Source organism: Pantoea sp. GbtcB22 (assembly GCF_019091025.1).
GTDB classification, from domain to species: Bacteria; Pseudomonadota; Gammaproteobacteria; order Enterobacterales; family Enterobacteriaceae; genus Pantoea; species Pantoea leporis.
In genome coordinates this window covers 410,920-431,615 of the sequence record NZ_JAGXKB010000002.1, presented here as the reverse complement: position 1 = coordinate 431,615, position 20,696 = coordinate 410,920, and the positions used below count along the sequence as shown (strand labels likewise).

Sequence of the window (20,696 nt, the reverse complement as noted above, 5' to 3'; positions counted from 1 at the left end):
GGAGACGAGAATGGCCAGTGAAACCCTGACGATTGCCCGCAACCGTGATGTGCCGCGCCGCCTTCAACCGGCGGTTTGGGGTGCACTCCTGCTGTGGTGGGCGCTGGTCGCGCTGATGGTGGCGGTGCCGGATAAGCCGCAGGGTTTTGCCGCCCCGCGCTTTGTCAATGAAACGCACGAGCTGTTTGCCGCCATCGCGCTGCTTCTCACCGGGCTGGCGATTGCCTCGGGTCTGTTCCCGCGACTGACCTTACTCGCGCCGCTCAAACGCAGCGGTCCGTGGCTGATTGTGCTGGCGCTGCTGATCGGCCTGTGGGAAACCGTCACCGGCAAACTGGCGCTGCTGCCGGCGCCGTTTTTCGCCCCGCCGCGTGCGCTGGTCGAAGCCTATGCCACCGATTGGCCGCGCCTGCTGGATAGCGTGCTCAATTCGCTGCGTCTGCTGGCCTTCGGCTTTATCTACGGCAGCGTTGTTGGCTTTATTACCGGCGTAGCGATTGGCTGGTCGCGCGGCTTGGGTTATTGGGTGCATCCGATTCTGCGCTTCCTTGGCCCGGTGCCTTCTACCGCGCTGCTGCCGCTGTCGCTCTACTTCTTCCCGTCAAGCTTCTCGGCGGCGGTATTCCTGATTGCGCTGGCGACCTGGTTCCCGGTGACGGTGCTGACCTGGTCGGGCGTTTCCAGCGTTGATACGCGTTATTACGATGTGGCGCGCACGCTCGGTGCCAATTCGCTGTTCCTCGTGTTGCGCGTGGCGGTGCCGGCAGCGCTGCCGCACTTGTTTGTCGGCCTGTTTATGGGTTTGGGCGCGTCGTTCTCGGTGCTGGTGGCGGCGGAGATGATGGGCGTGAAGTCCGGGCTCGGCTGGTATCTGCAGTGGGCGCAAGGCTGGGCGGCTTACGCCAATATGTACGCCGCGCTGATTGTGATGGCGCTGCTGTTCTCTTCGCTGATCTCCCTGCTGTTCATCGTGCGCGATCGCCTGTTGTCATGGCAGCGCAGCGCGGTGAAATGGTAACGACATACATTGCGTAATAAATTGCGCCGCCACGGTATGTGCACCCATCCGTAGCGGCGCGATTGATCGCGCAATCATTCAGGCTCATCTCATCTATTTATGAGGTCGATTATGGCTGCAAAAATTTCTGCTTCTATCACTGAACTGATTGGCAACACGCCGCTGCTGCGCCTGTCTCGCTACGCACAGCAACACGATATTCAGGCCGATTTGGTCGCCAAACTCGAACTGTTTAATCCCAATCACAGCGTGAAAGATCGCATCGCCCTCAGCATGATTGAAGCCGCCGAACGCAACGGCATTATTCAGCCCGGCGATACGCTGGTTGAAACCACCAGCGGCAACACCGGCATTGGGTTAGCGGCGATTGCGGCGGCGAAAGGCTATAAGTTCCGCGTCTATATCAATGATTTCGTTAGCATCGAACGCAGCCAGATTATTCAGGCGTACGGTGCCGAAGTGGTGCCGTTCAGCACCATTGAAGGCTTCAAAGCGTTTTACGATGCCAGCAACGGCGATTTCGTCGCCGCCACCAAATGGCTGGCCGAGCAGGTCACCGCAGCAGAACCGGAAGTGCACTTCCTGCTGCAGCTGGATAATCCGGCCAATCCGGCGGTGCATGAGCGCACCACCGGGCCGGAGATCTGGCGCGACAGCGGCGGCGAGCTGGATATCTTTATCGCCGCCGTCGGCACCGGCGGCACGCTCTCCGGCACCGGACGCTATCTCAAACAGCAGCATCCGGGATTACAGGTTATCGCCGTGGAGCCGGGCGTGGGTTCACAGCCGAGCGAACTGCGTCCGGATCCACTGGAGATCACCGGCGTGCATGCGTTCAGCAACCAGACGCCTGAGCGTATTCCTGCCAATCTCGATCACCGCGTTTACGATGAAGTGATCGCGGTGGAAACCTGGCAGGCGTATACAGCGGCACGGCAGCTGGCGCTGAGCGAGGGCGTGCTGGTGGGGGATTCGTCCGGGGCAGTGTTGTGGGCGGCACAACAGGTTGCAGCGCGACCGGAGAACCGTGGCAAGCGCATTGTGGTGTTGCTGGCCGATGGCGGCAGCAGTTATTTAACCACCCAGCTGTTCGCGCATCAGGTACCAGCCGAATCGCTGAAGCTGGCGAGCGCCGTGCAAACCTCCAGGAAAATCGCCTGAAAATAATGCGCGATAAATCGAGCCGCTACAGAATCCTGCATGTATTCGTAGCGGCGCGATTTCAATTTAAACCAGCACGTTGCTGGTAATCCCCTTAGCAAACAATAGCGGATCGGTTTCCGGTCGTAACACGTTGATCGCCTTTAAATCACGCGCATACACGTCGATCTCATTCACAAACGCGTTCCCCACCGAATAGTGTCCGTGCGTATGGGTTTTCAGCACGCTGGCGATCTCCTGCGGCGTGGTGTTGAGTGCCTGGCCGTTAAACTCGCTGCCAATTGCTTCCGGGTGTTTGGCCGCATAAGCATGCGCCTGCAGAATCGCGTGGGTGATCGCCGCCGCCACTTCCGGCTGTTCGCGAATCAAACTGCCGCGCGTGCCCACCACACAGCAACTCAGTCTGGCGTACTCGTCCATTAAGTTGGTGCCAATTTCGCGGTAGCCCGGCTTCTGGGTTAAGCGCCACATCACCGGATCGGAACCGCTGGCGGCCTGAATCTCGCCCTTCTCCAGCACCATCGGCAGCAAATCCTGCGGGAACACGCGCCAGTCGACATCGGTATTGGGATCGACGCCGTGCTTTTTCAGCATCAGCGAGAAGAAGTTTTTATCCGCGCCCGCCATGTCGGTAACGCCAATGGTTTTGCCTTTCAGTTGCTCCAGCGTGGTCGGCCCGCCATCGCGCGCCAGCAGGCGCATACAGCCGCCGTGCGTGCCGGCGGTGAGTTTGACGTCAAAGCCCTGCTCCAGCGCTTTCAGCCAGCGCAGCGCCATGCCGATGGCAGCTTCGGCTTTGCCGGTGGCGATGGATTCCAGCAGCAGTTCGGTGGAGTTGCCGAAGTTAACGAACTCCACTTCCAGGTTGTGCGCTTTAAAGAAGTTATGCTGATCGGCCACCACTACCGGCGCAAGGCAGATGGCGTTGAGATTGACCGCCAGACGCACATGCGTTGGCTTCGCCAGCGCCCATTTTCCGGGGCCATCTTGCAGTAAATCGCCGGGCATCTGCATGCCCGCCATATGATCATCGGCAAACACGCGGCCCGGTAACGTTGCCGCCATCGCCGCGGCGGCGGAATATCCCAGAAAATGCCGACGGGAAACTAAATAATTATTTGGCATTAAATGACTCCCAAAAATAAATGCAGGTGAAGGTGTTGACCCTAATTAATGGCTCGCGCAGAAACAGCCATTGCAAATTAACACTTCCACCGGCGGCAGAATTATGCCGATTCCGCATGTACATAGCCGGTTTATTGCTTTTACAGCGGTGCCAGAACAGGAAACAATTAAGCCTGATTTAATAAGGGGATTAATAACGCATGGCAAATAACCCGCCCTTTCTGGCTGAAATATTGCCGGTGATTATTCAGGCCTTAGAAAAAGACGCTGAAGAAGTTGATCGCAGCGGCGAATTTCCCAAAACCGCTTTTAGCGTGTTGCAGCAGCATGGCTTGCTGCACTTTGTATTGCCGACGGCGTCGGGCGGCAGCGGCGGCGATCTGCTGGCAAGCCAGGCGATTATCCAGGCCGTGGCGCGCGGCGAACCTTCTGCAGCGCTGATCCTCATCATTCAGTATCTCAACACGCGTCGCCTCGACGACAGCTCAAACTGGCCAGACGCGGTGCGCCGCAAGGTGGCGGAGAGCGTGATTCGCGACGGTGCGCTGATCAATGCGCTGCGCGTCGAACCAGAATTAGGCACGCCCGCGCGCGGCGGATTGCCCGCCACCCGCGCACGCCGCACCGCTGAAGGCTGGCGCATCAGCGGCGAGAAGATTTACTCCACCGGCAGCTATGGGCTGAGCTGGTTTCTGGTGTGGGCCAGCAGCGACGATGCCGATCCGCTGGTCGGCAGCTATCTGGTGCCGGCCAACGCGCCCGGCATCCACATTATTGATGAGTGGGATCACCTCGGCATGCGCGGCACCTGTAGCCATCGCGTGGTGCTGGACGAGGTGCTGATCCCGCTCGATCACGCGGTCAACGTCGCGCCGTGGAGCACGCCGCGAGCGGGCCTCAACGAAGAGGAATCGCTGTGGATGGCGGTGCTGCTCGGTTCGCTGTACGACGCCATTGCGCACAGCGCGCGCGACTGGTTTATCGCCTTTTTGCAGCAGCGCGTGCCGGCCAATCTTGGCGCACCGCTGGCATCATTGCCGCGCTTCCAGGAGCTGGTTGGCCGCATCGATACGCTGCTGTTTACCAGTCAAACTATGCTAAGCAGCGCCTCCCACGGCCACATCGCCAGCGGACATGCCGCGCAAATCAAACAGGTGGTGACTGAAAATGCCATTCGCAGCGTGCAGCTGATGGTGGAAAGCATTGGCAACCACGCGCTGACGCGCCACCATCCGTTACAACGTCACCTGCGTAACGTGCTTTGCGGCCGCATACATACGCCGCAGGACGACGCCATTTTCACTTCCGTGGGCAAATCCGCCCTTTCTGCTGAGAGGAGTACATCATGACGCTGGAATTTATTGGTCTGGTTGGGGCGCAGGAGAGCAGCGAATCGGTGGCGGCGCATGGGCCAACTGTCGATGTGCCGTTTATCAAAGCCTTTTCCCACGCGCAGGAGTACGCCGGATTTGACAAGGTGCTGCTGGCGGTGAATACCCGCGCGCCGGATTCGATGATCATCGCCAGTTATGTGGCGGCTTTTACCGAAAAATTGGGCTTGCTGGTGGCGCATAGACCCGGCTTTCAGGCACCGACTTTTGCCGCCCGCCAGTTTGCCACGCTCGATCAGCTCAGCCAGGGACGCGCGGCCATCAATGTGATCACCGGCGGCGACAGCGGCGATTTGCAACGCGACGGCGATTTCCTTAGCAAAGATGAGCGTTACGCGCGCACCGGCGAATATCTCGACATCATGAAACTGACGTGGGAATCACGTACGCCGTTCCGCTATGACGGCAAGTTTTACCAGGTGGAAGATAATCTCACCGAGGTTAAACCCTGGCAGCAGCCGCGCGTGCCGGTCTATTTCTCCGGTGCTTCAGAAGCCGCCATCGATATCGCCGCGCGTCACGCCGACGTGTATATGATGTGGGGCGAACCGCTGGAGCAGGTGAAAGCGAGAATTGAGCAAGTGCGCGCGGCAGCGAAGAAATATGGCCGCGATAAACATATTCGTTTCAGCCTGTCGCTGCGCCCGATTCTCGGCGATAGCGATGAACAAGCCTGGGCGCGCGCCAATCGACTGCTGCGGGATGCGCAGTCCAACATTGGCGGCAAGGCGATTCAGCCTGATAGCAATACCGGATCGCAGCGACTGTATCAGCTCGCCACCGCGCGCAAAGTATACGATAGCTGCCTGTGGACGGAGATTGCGGCGCTGTCCGGCGCGGCGGGCAATTCCACCGCGCTGGTGGGTTCAGCGGATACCGTGGCCGATGCCGCGCTGGAGTATTACAAGCTCGGCATCACCACGTTCCTGTTCCGTGGATTTGATCAGCTGCGCGATGCCACCGATTACGGACAACATTTGTTGCCACGCATCCGTGAGCGGGTGAAGACGTTAGCGGCCGCGGCGGCGTAGAAGGCCAATGGCGCGCGATAAATCGCGCCGCTACGGAGGTGCGCGATGGTCCGTAGCGGCGCAATTTATTGCGCCATTGCGGGTTAAGATGCGACGCCACACCAGCGCACTAACGTCAATGCTATGGCTTTGGTGCAGGCTACCAGATCGGCGATTGGCACATGCTCGTTGGGTTGATGCGACATCGCCGGATCGCCCGGTCCAAAGTTCACCGTTGGCGTCTGCCCTAGTGTGCTCGGCAGTCCAATGTCGCTGTGCGCGCCGAATCCGGCCAGTTGCGGATTGAGTGCCGCATCACTGACGCCCTGCTGGAAGGTGGTGACAAACGGGTGATCCGCTTCGATTTCGGCGCAATCGGCATCCAGAATCCATTCCACTTTGGCCGGATGTTGCGCCAGATAAGGATCGAGCGCACAGACTTTAGCAACGTGCGCCTCAATCTCTTTTTTGACGTGTCCGCCCAGCCCCATCTCATCCTTCTCGCCGGGCAGATATTGCACATCAATCACAATCTCGGCGCGGCCCGCAATCGAGGCCGGATGTTCACCCACTTTCAGCTGCGTAACGATAATCTGGTTTGGTAATTCCATCAGCGGATGGTTTTTGCTCGGCTGCGTCTGCCAGCGGCGATTCAGCACATCCAGGCCATCGAGCATCTGGCGGCACAGCGTCACCGTATCCACCGGGCCGCTGCTGTCCCAGCTGTTGGGCGTCAGCTCCGCGTGGCCGCCGATGCCGTCGAGAATAATGCGGCCCCACAAAATGCCGTGGCAGATTGGCGAGATGCGGTTGGCGGTCGGTTCCGTCATGATGCCCGCATCGGCTCTGAATCCGCGATCGACCATCGCCAGCGATCCCATGCCGCCGATCTCTTCATCCACCACCGTGGTAAACACCACGTCGCCCGCCAGACGAATGTTGAGATCCTGCAACAACTCGACCGCCATTAACATGCAGGCCACGCCGCCTTTCATATCCACCGCGCCGCGACCGTACACCGCTGCGTTTTTGATCTCCGGCACAAAGGGATCGGTGAGCCAATGTTCCGGCGGCCCCGGCGGCACCACGTCGATATGACCAGTCAGCATCAGCGATTTGCCGCCGCCCGCGCCAGTTAACGTGCCGCCGAGATTGGGGCGACCTTCAAAGGTGCGGCCTTTATTGGCGCCCGGTCGGCCCTGATACTTGGCGTAGAGCGCCGGACCATCCGGATCCCACAGATCGGTTTCCATCCCCAGCGATTCCAGACGCTGCTGCAGATAGCGCTGGCAGTCGCGCTCGCCCGGCCCAGCTTCGCGCGGATCAACTTTGACGATCGAGGGAAACGCCAGCAGATCGCACAGCGTGTTGGCGATGCGTTCGGCGCTCGCCTCAACGTGCGCGCTGATTTGTTCAGTCAGATTCATTAGTTATCTCCGATAGATAAAAAGTCGTTGTGCCATCAATACGATAATCAACAGAATGCCCACCACGCCGAGTTGCCAGACGCTGTTCAATCCCAGCTGCAACATGCAGGTTTTGAGGGTGACCAGCATCAGCGCGGCGGCTAACACGCCGATTACGCTGCCGCGTCCACCAAAGATCGCCACGCCGCCGAGCAGAGCCGCGGTAAGGGATTCGAGCTCCAGATTGACGCCGATTTCCGGGCGCGCGCTGCCCAGCCAACTGAGCGAAACGAATCCCGCGCAGCCCGCCAGCAAGCCGCTCAGGCAGTACGCGAGAAAGCGCAGGCGATCGACCGGAATGCCGACCAGCCGCGTGGCGTGTTCGTTGAAACCACAGGCGTAGATCCATTTGCCCCATGCACTTTTGCTGAGAATCAGCCAGGCGATGAGGAATGCCGGAATCACGCAGGTGAGAAACGGCAAAGGAATAAAGAACTGCGCGCCGCGTCCCCATTGCGTCAGTTGCGCAGGCACGCCGGCGACGGCGGCGCCGCCGGTTAGCGCCAGCGCCAGACCGGAAAACAAGTAGAAGCTGCCGAGCGTGACAATCAACGGCCAGAGACGCAGCCGCGCGATCAGCCAGCCGTTAATCGCGCCTGCCAGCGTGCCGGTGATCAGGCAGATCGGCGGCAGCCAAAGCGGATTGATGCCCTGATTGAGCGCCAGCATGCCGATCACCGCCGAGAGCGAAACGTTGCCGCCCACCGAGAGATCGATACCGCCGCCGCCGCTCATCACCACCAACGATTGGCCGAGCGCCACCAGCGACAGCAAGGTCGCAAACTGCAGTATCGAGGTGATTGACCAGCCAGCCAGCATCTGCGGCAGCACCAGCACAATGCCGATGGCCAGCAGCAGCCACAGCGCGCTGAGCAGCGTCAGGTCGGGAGATTTGCGCCATAACGTCATGCGATCCTCCTGAAGGCAAAAACGCGACCGCTTGCCGCTTCACTGCTTAGAACGATCAGCAGCACCGCGCCGGTGACCACGGTTTGCCACAGCGACGGAATGCCCACCAGCAATAAGCCGTTTTGCAGAATGCGCAGCAACAACACGCCGAGCAGCGTGCCCAACAAACTGCAGGCACCGCCGGTAATGCGCGTCCCGCCCAGTACCACCGCCGCGATGGCTTCCAGCGCCAGACTGCCGCCGACCGTCATTTCGACGTTGCGATAGGTAGCGATGTAACAGGTAGCGGCGATGCCGCACAACAGGCCGCTGATCATAAAGGTCGCGATGCGCACCTGAGTGACCGGAATGCCCGCCAGCCGCGCTTTCTCCTCTGAATTGCCCGCCGCCAGCAGCCACAAACCGTACGGCGTGTGACGTAACACCAGCCAGACGCTCGCCCACACCAGCACGATGACCCACGCCATCACCGGTAAACCCAGCAGCGGATGCATCAGGCCGCTGGTTAAGCTGCCGGGCAACCCGGATAACCACTGTCCGCCCAGCAGCGCAAACAGCCCGGTGCGCCACACACCGAACAGACCAAGCGTGCCAACAATTGCCGGAATGCGGCCTATCACCACCACCAGCGCGGTCATCAAACCCAGCAGCAAACCGAGCAGCGGACCGGCCATTGCTGCCAGCCACGGCGATTGCAGCAGCAACAGCTGGCCGACGCCCCATGCGGCAACGCCCATCACCACGCCCACCGAGACATCCACGCCGCCCATGGCGATCACCAGCGTCATTCCCAGCGCAATCAACAACAGTTCACTGCTGTTGCGCAGAATAGTGAGCAGGTTATCGACGGTGGCGAACCAGGGTGAAAACCAGGAAAAACCGGCGATGGCTAACATGGCAATCGCCAGCAAGGCGATCTCCCGTGAAGTCATGTGCATGCGAAGCCCCGTTAGAATTTGAACTGATCGACATTCTCTTTGGTGAATACCGCTGGCGAACCGAGCAGCAGCACGCCGGTTTTGCTGTCAAACTTCACCGCTTCGGCGAAGCCCGGCACGCGGTTTTCCGCGCTGAAGGCTTTGCCATCAATCAGCTGTTTGCCTGCCCAAACGGTGAGATAACCGAGCTTCTCCGGATCCCACAACACGGTGTAACCAAAGGCGCCGCTTTTCAGGTAGGCGCGCGCGGTGTTAGGGCTGCAGAAACCGCTGCCGATCACTTTGCCATTTTTGCCTGCGGTCTCAATCGCCTGTGCCACGCCAGGGCAAGTGGTGGAGGCCATAGCGATCAGGCCTTTGATATCCGGATTCGCCGACATCAAATCGGTGGCGATCTGCGCCGCGCGGCTGGCGGAACCGCCGGCATATTGCGGTTTCAGCAAGGTGATATGGGGATATTTGCTCTTCACCCGCTGCTGCATAAAGCCAATCCAGCTGTTGAGGTTGGAGGCGGTGGCTTCGCCGGAGACGATGCCGATTTTGCCGTGATCGCCGACGCGCTTGACCATCTCATCAATGATGGTGTCACCCAAACCCTGATCGGTGGCCTGCGCCACATAAACCGGGCGTCCGCTGTCGGGCGCGTCGCTGTCGCTGGTAAACAGATGCACATTGTTGGCTTTCGCCTGCGCCAACACCGGCGCGATGCTTGAGGCATCGAGCACGCTGATGCCAATCGCATTCACTTTCTGCGCGATCAGGTTCTGCACAATCTGCAATTGATCCATGGGATTGGTATCCACCGGACCGCTGTAAACGAACTCGACGCCCAGGTCGCTGGCCGCGCGTTTACCGCCCGCTTCCATCGCCTGAAAATAGGGAATACCGATGATCTGTGGCACAAAAGCCACTTTCTCGGCGGCGAGGGCATAACCTGAAAACAGTAATGAGAGAGAACAGACTGCAGTGGTAATTCGACGCATCTTTATTTCCCCTGGGTTAATGGCACAACAATTACTGATTCTCAAAGGCGCGCGCATCGGGATGCGCACCGGTAATTAATGAAACGATTTCATCGGGCGAGGTTTCGGCGTGACGGCGCTCAGCAATTTTTCGCCCCCGGCGGAACACCACCATGCGATCGGCCACCGCGAACACGTCGCTGATGTTGTGGCTGATCAGCACCACCGCGCAGCCGCGTGCGGCGAGTTTGCGGGTGAGCTGTAACACCTTCTGCGTTTCAGCCACCGCCAGCGCGGCGGTCGGTTCATCCATGATCACCAGCTGCGCGTTGAGGTTGAGCGCACGACAGATCGCCACCGCCTGGCGCTGTCCGCCCGAGAGGCTGCCAACCGAGGCTTCGGCATCGGAGATATGCGCGTCGAGATCCTTTAACAGCTGATCAACCTGCTCGCGCATTTCCCGGCGACGCAAAAACGGAATGCCCAGCACGCGCCGCTTGAGCTCACGTCCAAGAAATACGTTTTCCGCGATGCTGAGGTTCTCCGCCAGCGCCAGCTCCTGATAAATGGTGGCGATGCCGTGTTCAGATGCCTGGCGCGGCGAGGTGAATTTCACCGCTTTGCCATCGATCCACAATTCGCCGTCGCTGGCGCTGTAGGCGCCCGACAACACTTTGGTAAAGGTGGATTTGCCCGCGCCGTTATCCCCCAACAGCGCCAGTACTTCACCGCGATGGATGCTGAGATTGACCTGATTGAGGGCGGTTAAGGCGCCAAAGCGTTTGCAGATGTTGCGCGCTTCAATAAAACAGCTGCTCATCTCGCCTCCCCGCTGCTGAGATAGGCGGCGCTGTGGAAATCGATTTCCCACTGCAGCACCTGCGCGTAGAGATTGGATAAGCGCTGCTTCTCCTCTTGCGTCAATGCCAACGCGGCGCGATCCAGCTCAGCTTTCAGCCACCGCGCCTGCTGGTGAAACTCCTCTTCGGCATGCATATCGACCCAATGGCGAATGTCGTCATCCAGCAGCGGCTGGGCACTGACGCGCGCGCACCAGTGGTAATACATCCACTCGGCACCAAACATCAGCGTGAGGATCTCGACGAAACTGCCCTGCTTTGCCACGTTAAACATGCCATCGCGGAAGGCGGTGACGCCGGGCAGATCGTCGGGATAATCCAGTGGGTTAATATTGCGGCGCGCCAGCACCGCTTCAAACCAGGCGATTTGCGTGTCCACCAGCGCATTCAGCACGCCGATTAACCAGCGCTGCTGACGGATATCCGGCGCTTTGCTTACCGCCAGCGCGAAGATGTTGATGGCGGTGGCGACAAAGTTGCCTTCGAATACCAGATAGCGATTGAATACCGCGTCGGGCAGCTGATTGCGCTCGATATCCAGCACAAACGGATGCTGCTGCATCGCCTGCCACAGCGTGTGGTGCTGCTGTAAAAGCTGGTCAGTGAAGCTGTTCATTACGCCTCCTCCAGCGCCGCTTGCGCCACGGACATAAAGTGCTTCACGCGTTCCAGCTCGACCTCATTCCACCACACGCCATCAAATTTCAGGGTGCTGGCGACAATCACGCCTTGAGTACGACCAAGAATCTGGCAGACGTTGGCAGGCGTGACGCCGGAACCGACCAGCAGCGGCAGCTCGGTGGCGGCGCGGATTTCGTCGATCTCATTCAGCGTGGCGCTGTCGCCGGTGCGTTGCCCGGTGGCGATCACCGCATCGGCTTCAAAGAAATCGACGTCGCGCGTCAGCTCCTGAATCGAGCGATCAGCCACAATCGCGTGGCTGCCGTGTTTGACGTGGCTGTCGGCAAACACGCGAATGTGTTCGGCGCGCAGCTGGCTGCGGTAGCGCAGCGCTTTCGCCGCCGCACCTTCAATAAAGCCTTCGTTGGCGATATAGGCGTTGGCCCACTGATTGACGCGCACAAAATCCGCGCCGCCGGCTAAAGCGGTGGCAAAGGCGGGAATCGCGGCGTTCGCCAATACGTTAATGCCCAACGGCACGCCAAAACGCTCGCGGATCTTTTCGGTGATCACCGCCATAAAAGCGGCAGTTTCCGGCCCAATATCGTCTGGTTTGGCAAACGGAATATCGCCGTGGTTTTCGATAATTAACCCATGCACGCCACCGGAAATATAATTCTCGGCATCACGCAGTGCGCGCTCAATAATAGCTGGGAGCGGTTTGCCGCGATATTTAGGTGCACCCGGAAAAGCATCACAATGCACTACGCCAATCACTGCTTTCTTTCTGGAAAAAATATCTTGTATTGCGCTGGTTTTTCCTGCTGATATAGAAACCATCTTCTCCACCTTATTAACGAGAACCATTATGCAAATTTATGTTGCAGGGAATATTGTTGTTGATGAAACCTGGTCGATTGGCGATCTGCCGCAAAAAGGCGCATCGATCCACGGCGTAAAAACCTCGCAGGATATTGGCGGTAAAGGCGCGAATCAGGCGATTGTTATTGCACGCTGTGGTCTCGATACACGATTAATTGCCGCAATCGGTCACGACAGTAACGGACAATGGCTGCGTGAGAAAATAGCGCATGAGCCGGTTAAGCTATTTCCCACTCAATATTCTTCACCACACAGCGACTCCTCAATTATTCTTAACAGCAGCGATGGCGATAACGCCATTATTACTACCACCGCTGCGGCAGATGCATTAACCGTCGAACAGATGCTGCCTTATTTAGCCGATGCAAAGAAAGGCGATATATTGCTGCAACAGGGCAACTTCTCGGTTGAGAAAACCCGTGTTCTTTTTCTCTGGGCAAAAGCCAACGGCATGAAAACGGTCTTTAATCCTTCGCCGGTCAATGCTGATTTCGCCCAACTTTGGCCGCTAGTGGATATCGCGGTGGTTAACCAGCTGGAAGCTGAGCGGCTGCAACCGGCTGGCGTCAGCACCTTAGTGATCACCCAAGGCGCACAAGGCGCGTGGTTGATCACCGAAACCGAGCGCCACTTCTGTCCGGCAGCGGCGGTAAACGCGGTGGACAGCACTGGCGCGGGCGATACCTTCCTCGCCGTGCTGCTCGCCTCCTCGCTGTTACGCGGAGTGGAGCCCGATGCGCTTGCCCTGAAGCATGCCAGCCAGGCCGCCGCTATTACCGTGAGTCGTACCGGCACCGTTAACGCTTTCCCCACACAACAGGAACTCGCTGCGCTGCTGACTTCGCGCAGCGAGTGATCGGTTACTTAAACAGCGAACGGTAACTGTCGACGTTCGCTTTGGTGACCACGGTGGCCGGCACCAGAATAGTTTTGTTCACCGTTTTGCCTTCGGAGAGCGCGTTGAGGGCTTTCAGCGCCTCTTCACCCATCTTTTTCGGATCCTGCTGCAACACGGCGGTGACGTAGCCGCCATCGATCCCGCTGATGGCTTTGGCCGTCAGATCCCAGCCAAATACTTTGATATCTTTCTGGCGGCCCTGGTTTTCGACCGCCGCAATCGCACCCAGCAGTGCCGGTTCGCCGGTGGCGTAAATCGCGGTTAAATCAGGATTGCCAGTGATCAGATTTTCTGCGGCCGTCATGGCGTTGTCCTGAATATTCTGGCCATCCACCACATCGGCAACGGTGATTTTGCTGTTGGTTTTGATAGTCTCTTCGAAGCCTTTCTGACGCTGGTTCTGAATAGCCGAGTTCAATGCACCAACAATGCCGAGACGCGCTTTGCCGCCCATCTCTTTCGCTACGTAATCGACGAAATATTTACCGAGGATTTTGCCGCCTTCGAGATTATCTACGCCAACCTGCGCTGCTTGTGGACCGGCCGGTAATACAGCATCAATGGCGATGACCGGAATGTTAGCCGCTGCGGCTTCTTTAATGGCGGGCATAATGCCGTTGACGTCAATGGCATCAACCAAAATACCTTTCACACCTTGCTGAATATAGTTTTCAATTGCATCGTTCTGCGCCACTGGATTATCGGTGGCGTTAAAGATAACCAGATCTTTTCCGCTGGCTTTTGCGGCTTCCTGTGCGCCCTGATTCATCAGATTAAAGAACAGCGCCTGCTGATTAATTTGCACCAACGCATACGTCGGCGCAGCCTGCGCCAGCGAGAAAAATGAACCCGCAGTAATTAAGGTGGAAGCCAAAACCAATGAACGCAGTTTTCCGGTGAAAGATAACATCATGGTGTTCCTCGTCGGGAATAAATAATAATCAGCGTTTCCCAGCGTTAAGCACTGAGATTATTTTTGGCGGGCGAATATCGATGACGTGATATACACACTGAATAAGTGCAGTGTTTTTATAGCGACCTGCTTAAGTTTGTTTCGGTAACCCATCCGCTAGGAATACCCGGTGAAATAACTTAAGTCGGCTTGGGAAGTGATTCCCGGTAATGCGGTAAACTGTGCATACAATTCGCTGAGTAAATATTTTTGTCAAGTGTTTATTTGGTTGGCGATGTGTAATGATTAACGCGTAAGGTCGCCATTCATGGCGACCTTGTAACCACTACACGATGATCCCGATGTAATAATGGCGAGGAACATGAATTCAAAACGCGTGTTGTTAACCGACGTGGCACAATTAGCCGGGCTCTCTAAAGCCACGGTCTCTCGCTATATGAATCACAGTATCGTGTTGCCGCAGGAGACAATTGACCGCATCGAAGCGGCGATTCGCCAGCTCGATTATCGCGGCAACAGCCTGGCGCGACGCCTGAGCAAAGGTGGCAGCGAAACCCTGGGTTTGGTGCTGCCCGATATCACCAACTCCTTCTTTGCCGAACTGGCTGATGCCGCAGAAGAGGCGGCGTCGGCGCGCGGTTACAGTTTGGTGCTGTGCATCACCCGCAACAATCCCGACAAAGAAGCGCAGTTCATTCGCTGGCTGGATACGCGTCAGGTTGATGGCCTGCTGTTCACTACCAACCGACCGGATAACGGCCTGTTACGTAAAGAGATTCAGCGCCATCAGCATATTGTGTTGCTCGATGAAGATATTCCCGGCAGCAGCGTGCCGAAAGTGTTTGCCGACAATGTGCAGGGCGGACGCATCGCCACCGAACAGCTGATCGCCGCCGGACATCGCCACATCGCCTTTATCGGTGGCCCGGAACAGTTGATGAGCGTGCGCGAACGTTATCTCGGCTTCTGCACCGCCATGAAGCAGGCCGGTTTATCGGTGCCTGCAGAATGGGTGATGTACGGCAACTACGAGCGCGAGTTCGGTCAGCAGGCTTTGCAGCGGCTGTTCAGCCAGTCGCCGCGCCCTTCCGCAGTGTTTGCGGCCAGCGATTATCTGGTGCTGGGATTGCTGGACGGTTTACGCGCCAGCGGCTTGCAGGCACCGGATGCCCTTTCGCTGGTCGGCTTTGATGATGCTAACTACACCGACCTGACGCAGCCGCGCATCTCCACCATCCGCCAACCCGCGCGCGAACTGGGTTATACCGCCGTGGACATCATGCTGCGCCTGCTGAATAACGACGTGAATATCCCGCTGGAAACACGCTTACCCGTTGAATGGGTGGGACGCGATTCGATTCAAATCCGCCTACCCTGATCCACCGTGGCGCAAAATTGCACAGATTTGGCGCAAAAGTTGATCAATCAAGTGAAGTTCAGTACTTCGAGGTAAACCGGTTTACTGAACAATAAAATTTTAACCTGCTGAATCTTCACGCGTTTGATGCAGGCCAAACTGACTAAATTCTAACCTGGCACAGAAGCTGCAACGTTCCCAGCGGCAAACAAATATCGTTGTAACCCATTGCTCTGGAAGTGCGGCCAGTGTTTTAACTGACAGGTAAACCGGTTTACTAGAGGGTAAATCGTGTCAGTTAAAGCATTGCTGCGCTAACAGGCCAAGTTCCCGGTAACCGATTGGGAGTGTTCAGATGCAGCAGCCTCATGCTACCCCAGCGCGGGTAGAGATGATTAACATCACCAAAACTTACGGTTCGATACAATCCCTACGCGGCGTCAATCTTCAACTGGCACCGGGCGAAGTGCTGGGCTTAGTCGGCGACAACGGCGCGGGTAAATCGACGCTGACCAAGGTGCTCTCCGGCGCGGTGGTGCCCACCAGCGGCACCATTCGCATTGACGGTGAACAGCAACACTTCACCAATCCGGCCGATTCGCGCCGCTGCCATATTGAAATGGTCTATCAGGATCTGTCGCTATGCGACACGGTGGATGTCGCCGGCAATCTGTTTATGGGACGCGAGCCGATGAAAAGCGTGCTCGGCATTCCCTTTCTCGATCAGGCAAAAATGCACGCCGAAGCGCGCGAGATGCTGAAAGGTTTGGGCATTTCGATTCCGGATACGCGCTTGCTGGTGCGCAATTTGTCAGGCGGACAACGCCAGGCTATTGCCATTGCGCGCGCCGCCGCCTTCGAACCGAAAGTGCTGATCATGGATGAACCGACCGCTGCCTTAGCGGTGGCAGAAGTGGAAGCAGTGCTGGAGTTGATTCGCCGCGTCTCGGCGCGCGGCGTCAGCGTTATCCTCATCACCCATCGCCTGCAGGATCTGTTCCTGGTGTGCGATCGCATCATGGTGATGTACGAAGGCACCAACGTGGCGGACCGGCGCGTGGCGGATACCAGCTTAAGCGATATCGTTAATTTGATCGTGGGTGAGAAATTTACCGCTCACTCAGCGGCTGCACACTGAGGTAACGGGATGAGCATCATGAATTTAAGCAGTTCGCGCATGATCCAGCATTCGCTACCGCGTCGCCTGTTGCACAACCATTCGGGCGTGGTAAGCATTGCGCTGTTTTTCATCTTTTGCTGCGTGGTGTTTTCGCTGATCACCAGCAATTTTCTCTCCAGCAACAACTGGCTGAACATCATTCGCCAAAGCGCCCCGCTACTGATCGTCGCCACCGCGATGACGCTGGTGATCACCACCGGCGGCATTGATTTATCGGTGGGTTCAACGCTGGCGCTGGTCGGCGCGCTTTCGGCTATCGCGCTGAATAACTGGGGATTGCCGTGGCCGGTGGTGTTAATTGGCGGACTGCTGCTGGGCGGATTGGTTGGCGCCATCAACGGCTTCTTTATCGCCTTTGAGGGGATTCCGGCGTTTATCGTCACCCTGGCTACCTTGGCCGTGGTACGTGGGATCGCTCTGCTGGTCACTCAGGGTTATTCGATTCCGGTGCCGGCCGACAGTCTGTTTACCTTTATGGGCCGCGCATGGGTGCTGGGCATTCCGATGCCGGCGCTGATTGGCATTGTGGTGCTGTTCGCCGGGCATATTGTGCTCAACCACATGTGCTTTGGTCGCTACGTGACGGCGATTGGTTCGAATGCCGAAGGCGCGCGTCGCAGCGGCATCAATACTAAATCGGTCACCATGAAGGTCTATATTATCAGCGGCATGGCGGCGGCGCTGGCCGGGATGATTATCACCGCGCGTCTCGGCAGCGGCTCATCCAATCAGGGCGAAGGCTTTGAGTTGCAGGTGATCGCCGCCGTGGTGCTCGGCAGCACCAGCCTGTTTGGCGGCTTCGGCACCATTATCGGTACGCTGCTGGGCGCGCTGTCGATTGCGATTATCCAGAACGGGCTGATCCTGTCGCACATCTCGCCGTTCTATACGCAAATCGCAACCGGCACCATCATTCTGCTCGCCATCTGGCTCAACACCCGCATTCTCAATCCCACTCGCGCACCGGCAAAAGGATAGCTCATGAAAGGATCGATTTTTCGCCATGCGGATCCGTTACCGCTCGGCGTGAGCAGCGGACATGTGATGACGGTTTTAGGGCCGCTGCCGCTGGCCGAGATGGGCGTTACCTTGATGCATGAACACATTCTGTTGGATGCATCCGGCAAGTGGGTGCCGCCCTGCTGTTGCAGCGATCGTCATATCGCTGAGATGCCGGTGAAAATGGAGAATCTCGGTGAACTCAACATGAACCCGCTGATGAGCCGCGATAACTGCCAGCTGTTTGACGTCGATATGGCGATTGACGAGCTGATGAAGTATCGCGCGCTGGGCGGCGAAACCATCGTCGATCCTACCAACATCGGCATTGGCCGCGATCCCAAAGGGCTGCAACGCATCGCGCGCTTAACCGGACTCAACATCGTGATGGGCACCGGCTTGTATCTGGAGCCGTCGCATCCGGAATGGGTGAAGAGCATCAGCGTTGAGCAACTCACCGAGAAGCTGATTTTTGACCTTGGCGGCGCAGCGGAGAAACCCGAGGTGATCGCTGGATTGATCGGCGAGATCGGCATCTCCAGCCGCTTTACCGCCGATGAAGAGAAATCGCTGCGTGCCGCCGGACGCGCCAGTGCGGCAACCGGCGTGCCGATTCAGGTGCATCTGCCGGGTTGGGAGCGTTTAGGTCATAAAGTGCTGGATATTCTGCAGCAGGAAGGTGCCGATCTGCGTCACACCGTGCTGTGCCATATGAATCCCAGCTTTGCCGATAAGACCTATCAGCGTGAACTGGCCGACCGTGGCGTGTTCCTGGAATACGACATGATCGGCATGAGCTATTACTACGCTGATGAATCCGCGCAATCGCCTTCCGATGAAGAGAACGCGCGCGCCATCTGCGAGCTGATTGATGACGGCTACATTCAGCAGATTTTGCTGTCGCAGGATGTGTTCCTGAAAACCATGCTGACGCGCTTTGGCGGCCACGGTTATGGCTACATCCTCAAACATTTTGTCCCGCGTCTGAAACGTCACGGCGTTAGCGGCGAACAACTCGAAACCTTAATGATTGCTAACCCGCAGCGCGTATTTGGTGGGTAAAAGGGAAAATATCATGCAGAAACAAGTCTTGCTGGTGGGCGAATCCTGGACCAGCACCTCGAACCACATCAAAGGCTTTGACCAGTTCTCCACCGCCACCTGGCACAGCGGTGCCAACGATTTTATCGCGGCGCTGAAGGATAGCGATTACGCCATTACCCACATGCCAGCGCATGCCGCCGCCACCGATTTCCCGCTGACGCTCGAAGGGCTGCAAAAGTGGGATGTGATTATTCTGTCGGATATCGGTGCCAACACGCTGCTGCTGCATCCCGATACCTGGCTGAAAAGCCGTCGTACCGCTAATCGCCTGGCATTGATTCATGATTACGTCGCCGCTGGCGGCAGCCTGATGATGATCGGCGGCTACTTCAGTTTTCAGGGCATCAACGGCGGCGCGCGATTCCGCAATACGCTGGTCGAAAAGGTGTTGCCAGTGCGCTGCCTCGCCTGGGATGACCGCATTGAAACGCCGGAAGGTTCTACGCTGGAGATGACGCAATCACATGCGCTGTTCGATAACATCTCCGGCGAATGGCCGTGGATGCTGGGCTACAACGAGGTGGAGATGCAGCCCGAAGGCACGCTGCTGGCGACCGTCGCCGGCACAGCGCATCCTTTATTAGCGGTGCGGGAATATCAGCAAGGCCGTTCGCTGGTGTGGACCAGCGATATGTCGGCGCACTGGCTGCCGGAAGAGTTTACCCAATGGCCCGGCTATCGCCAGCTGTGGATTAACTGCTTCGACTGGCTGACGGAGCGCGCCTGATGCAGCCCGCTTCACTGGCACTTGCTCAGCAACTGCTCGGCTTCGACACCATTAATCCACCGGGCAACGAAGCTGCCTGCATGGCGTTTTTTGCCGCGTGGCTCAGCGATCAGGGTTTTGAGGTGCAGCTATCGTCGTTTGGCGAAGGTCGCAGCAATCTGGTGGCGCAGATGCGCGGCTCCGCTGCGGGCAAACCGCTGGCGTTTACCGGACATCTCGACACCGTGCCGCTCGGCAATCAGCCGTGGCAGCACGATCCTTTTGGTTCGGAAATTGCGGACGATCGGCTTTATGGGCGCGGTTCGAGTGACATGAAAGCGGCCATCGCCGCTTTTGCCCACGCCTGCATCGAGCAGCAACCGGCGATTCGCGCCGGGCGTGGCGTGGTGTTGCTGATTACCGGCGGTGAAGAGACCGGCTGCGATGGCGCGCAGGCGCTGATTGCGGCCGGAACGTTGCCAGAGATTGGCGCATTGATCGTTGGTGAACCCACCGCCAACTATCCGGTAATTGGTCACAAAGGCGCGCTGTGGCTGCGCTGCGAGACGCGTGGCAAAACCGCGCACGGTGCGATGCCGGAATTAGGCATTAACGCCATCTATCTCGCTGCCGATGCGTTAGGCAAAATCCGCCACTTCTCGCCGGGCGCGCCGCATCCTTTAATGAAGCAACCGACGCTGAACGTTGGCCACATTCAGGGCGGCCTGAATATTAACTCGGTGCCGGATCGCACGGCGTTTGATGTTGATATCCGCAGCGCGCCAAACCTGCAACACGCCACTATTCGCCAGCGGTTAGGCGAATTAATGGGCGAAGCAGTGCACATCACCACTTTGGTCGATCTGCCTGCGGTGTTGAGTTCCGTAGAGAATCTGTGGATTCAGTCGATCTACCGTCATTGTCAGGCGTTTTTCGAGCAGCCGTTGCAAGCGCGCGTGGTGCCCTACTTTACCGATGCATCGTTGCTGCTGCCCGCGCTGGGTGATCCGCCGTGCATTATTTTAGGTCCGGGCGAACCGACGATGGCGCATCAAACCGATGAGTATTGTCTGGTGAGTAAGCTGGGGGAAGCCGAGCAGTTGTATGGGCAGATTATTGCGGAGTGGATGAAGGGTTAATATCGGTCGCCATGAATGGCGACCGCCGAGAATTGCTGGGTACACAGTCCTGCGCAC

Annotated in this window: 20 protein-coding genes; 11 read left to right on the top strand and 9 right to left on the bottom strand. The window is 57.8% G+C overall.

The window, feature by feature from the left end; genetic code table 11:
• Positions 1 to 10: 10 nt before the first annotated feature.
• The gene (locus KVT28_RS09800) at positions 11 to 1,018 is read left to right on the top strand and encodes an ABC transporter permease (RefSeq protein WP_217548037.1); all 1,008 of its coding nucleotides are present in this window, start codon (positions 11 to 13) and stop codon (positions 1,016 to 1,018) included.
• Between the two features lie 111 nt (positions 1,019 to 1,129).
• Entirely contained in the window at positions 1,130 to 2,179 is a 1,050-nt protein-coding gene (locus KVT28_RS09795; protein ID WP_176972093.1) for a PLP-dependent cysteine synthase family protein, read from the top strand.
• A 66-nt stretch (positions 2,180 to 2,245) separates the two neighbouring features.
• Here KVT28_RS09795 and KVT28_RS09790 read toward each other — a convergent pair whose 3' ends face one another.
• Entirely contained in the window at positions 2,246 to 3,304 is a 1,059-nt protein-coding gene (locus KVT28_RS09790) for an ABC transporter substrate-binding protein (RefSeq protein WP_210080245.1), read from the bottom strand.
• Positions 3,305 to 3,504: 200 nt separating this feature from the next.
• On the opposite strand from KVT28_RS09790, the gene KVT28_RS09785 reads away from it, so the two are divergent.
• Both KVT28_RS09785 and KVT28_RS09780 read left to right on the top strand, forming a co-directional pair.
• Positions 3,505 to 4,653, top strand: a complete 1,149-nt coding sequence (locus KVT28_RS09785) for an acyl-CoA dehydrogenase family protein (protein ID WP_217548035.1) — start codon at positions 3,505 to 3,507, stop codon at positions 4,651 to 4,653.
• Positions 4,650 to 5,726 (top strand): LLM class flavin-dependent oxidoreductase, encoded by a 1,077-nt coding sequence (locus KVT28_RS09780; RefSeq protein ID WP_101761372.1) that lies wholly within the window; start codon positions 4,650 to 4,652, stop codon positions 5,724 to 5,726. The genes KVT28_RS09785 and KVT28_RS09780 overlap by 4 nt, the downstream gene beginning before the upstream one ends.
• Positions 5,727 to 5,809: 83 nt before the next feature.
• Here KVT28_RS09780 and KVT28_RS09775 read toward each other — a convergent pair whose 3' ends face one another.
• Genes KVT28_RS09775 through KVT28_RS09745 form a run of 7 tightly spaced genes read right to left on the bottom strand, consistent with a single transcriptional unit; the run spans position 5,810 to position 12,301 of the window.
• Positions 5,810 to 7,132 carry a M20 family metallopeptidase gene (locus KVT28_RS09775; protein ID WP_101761371.1) on the bottom strand — a complete coding sequence of 441 codons (1,323 nt, stop codon included), beginning with the start codon at positions 7,130 to 7,132 and terminating at the stop codon, positions 5,810 to 5,812.
• Positions 7,133 to 7,135: 3 nt separating this feature from the next.
• Positions 7,136 to 8,080, bottom strand: a complete 945-nt coding sequence (locus KVT28_RS09770) for an ABC transporter permease (protein WP_101761370.1) — start codon at positions 8,078 to 8,080, stop codon at positions 7,136 to 7,138.
• Positions 8,077 to 9,018: an ABC transporter permease gene (locus tag KVT28_RS09765; protein ID WP_101761369.1), complete on the bottom strand. Its 942-nt coding sequence runs from the start codon at positions 9,016 to 9,018 to the stop codon at positions 8,077 to 8,079. The genes KVT28_RS09770 and KVT28_RS09765 overlap by 4 nt, the downstream gene beginning before the upstream one ends.
• An 11-nt stretch (positions 9,019 to 9,029) precedes the next feature.
• Entirely contained in the window at positions 9,030 to 10,001 is a 972-nt protein-coding gene (locus KVT28_RS09760; protein ID WP_101761368.1) for an autoinducer 2 ABC transporter substrate-binding protein, read from the bottom strand.
• A 31-nt stretch (positions 10,002 to 10,032) separates the two neighbouring features.
• On the bottom strand, positions 10,033 to 10,800 hold the full coding sequence (locus KVT28_RS09755) for an ATP-binding cassette domain-containing protein (RefSeq protein WP_101761367.1): 768 nt from the start codon (positions 10,798 to 10,800) through the stop codon (positions 10,033 to 10,035).
• Entirely contained in the window at positions 10,797 to 11,456 is a 660-nt protein-coding gene (locus KVT28_RS09750) for a TenA family protein (RefSeq protein WP_101761366.1), read from the bottom strand. The genes KVT28_RS09755 and KVT28_RS09750 overlap by 4 nt, the downstream gene beginning before the upstream one ends.
• A complete protein-coding gene (locus KVT28_RS09745; RefSeq protein ID WP_101761365.1) occupies positions 11,456 to 12,301 on the bottom strand; it encodes a BtpA/SgcQ family protein in 846 nt (281 codons plus the stop codon). The genes KVT28_RS09750 and KVT28_RS09745 overlap by 1 nt, the downstream gene beginning before the upstream one ends.
• Before the next feature lie 28 nt (positions 12,302 to 12,329).
• Here KVT28_RS09745 and KVT28_RS09740 point away from each other — a divergent pair, with 28 nt between their 5' ends.
• Complete coding sequence (locus KVT28_RS09740; protein ID WP_101761364.1) at positions 12,330 to 13,199, top strand: PfkB family carbohydrate kinase; 870 nt, start codon at positions 12,330 to 12,332, stop codon at positions 13,197 to 13,199.
• A 4-nt stretch (positions 13,200 to 13,203) separates the two neighbouring features.
• On the opposite strand, the gene KVT28_RS09735 is transcribed toward KVT28_RS09740, so the two are convergent.
• Positions 13,204 to 14,154 carry a substrate-binding domain-containing protein gene (locus KVT28_RS09735; RefSeq protein WP_110867210.1) on the bottom strand — a complete coding sequence of 317 codons (951 nt, stop codon included), beginning with the start codon at positions 14,152 to 14,154 and terminating at the stop codon, positions 13,204 to 13,206.
• 349 nt (positions 14,155 to 14,503) lie between these two features.
• On the opposite strand from KVT28_RS09735, the gene KVT28_RS09730 reads away from it, so the two are divergent.
• The 6 genes from KVT28_RS09730 (at position 14,504) to KVT28_RS09705 (ending at position 20,639) form a co-directional block, all read left to right on the top strand.
• Positions 14,504 to 15,532 (top strand): LacI family DNA-binding transcriptional regulator, encoded by a 1,029-nt coding sequence (locus tag KVT28_RS09730; RefSeq protein WP_101761362.1) that lies wholly within the window; start codon positions 14,504 to 14,506, stop codon positions 15,530 to 15,532.
• A gap of 370 nt (positions 15,533 to 15,902) precedes the next feature.
• Entirely contained in the window at positions 15,903 to 16,649 is a 747-nt protein-coding gene (locus KVT28_RS09725) for an ATP-binding cassette domain-containing protein (protein WP_167391178.1), read from the top strand.
• Positions 16,650 to 16,667: 18 nt separating this feature from the next.
• Positions 16,668 to 17,669 (top strand): ABC transporter permease, encoded by a 1,002-nt coding sequence (locus tag KVT28_RS09720; RefSeq protein ID WP_167391174.1) that lies wholly within the window; start codon positions 16,668 to 16,670, stop codon positions 17,667 to 17,669.
• 3 nt (positions 17,670 to 17,672) lie between these two features.
• Positions 17,673 to 18,752: a phosphotriesterase gene (locus KVT28_RS09715; protein WP_101761359.1), complete on the top strand. Its 1,080-nt coding sequence runs from the start codon at positions 17,673 to 17,675 to the stop codon at positions 18,750 to 18,752.
• Positions 18,753 to 18,765: 13 nt separating this feature from the next.
• On the top strand, positions 18,766 to 19,521 hold the full coding sequence (locus KVT28_RS09710; protein ID WP_101761358.1) for a glutamine amidotransferase: 756 nt from the start codon (positions 18,766 to 18,768) through the stop codon (positions 19,519 to 19,521).
• Positions 19,521 to 20,639 (top strand): M20 family metallopeptidase, encoded by a 1,119-nt coding sequence (locus KVT28_RS09705; protein ID WP_217548032.1) that lies wholly within the window; start codon positions 19,521 to 19,523, stop codon positions 20,637 to 20,639. The genes KVT28_RS09710 and KVT28_RS09705 overlap by 1 nt, the downstream gene beginning before the upstream one ends.
• Positions 20,640 to 20,696: the final 57 nt, after the last annotated feature.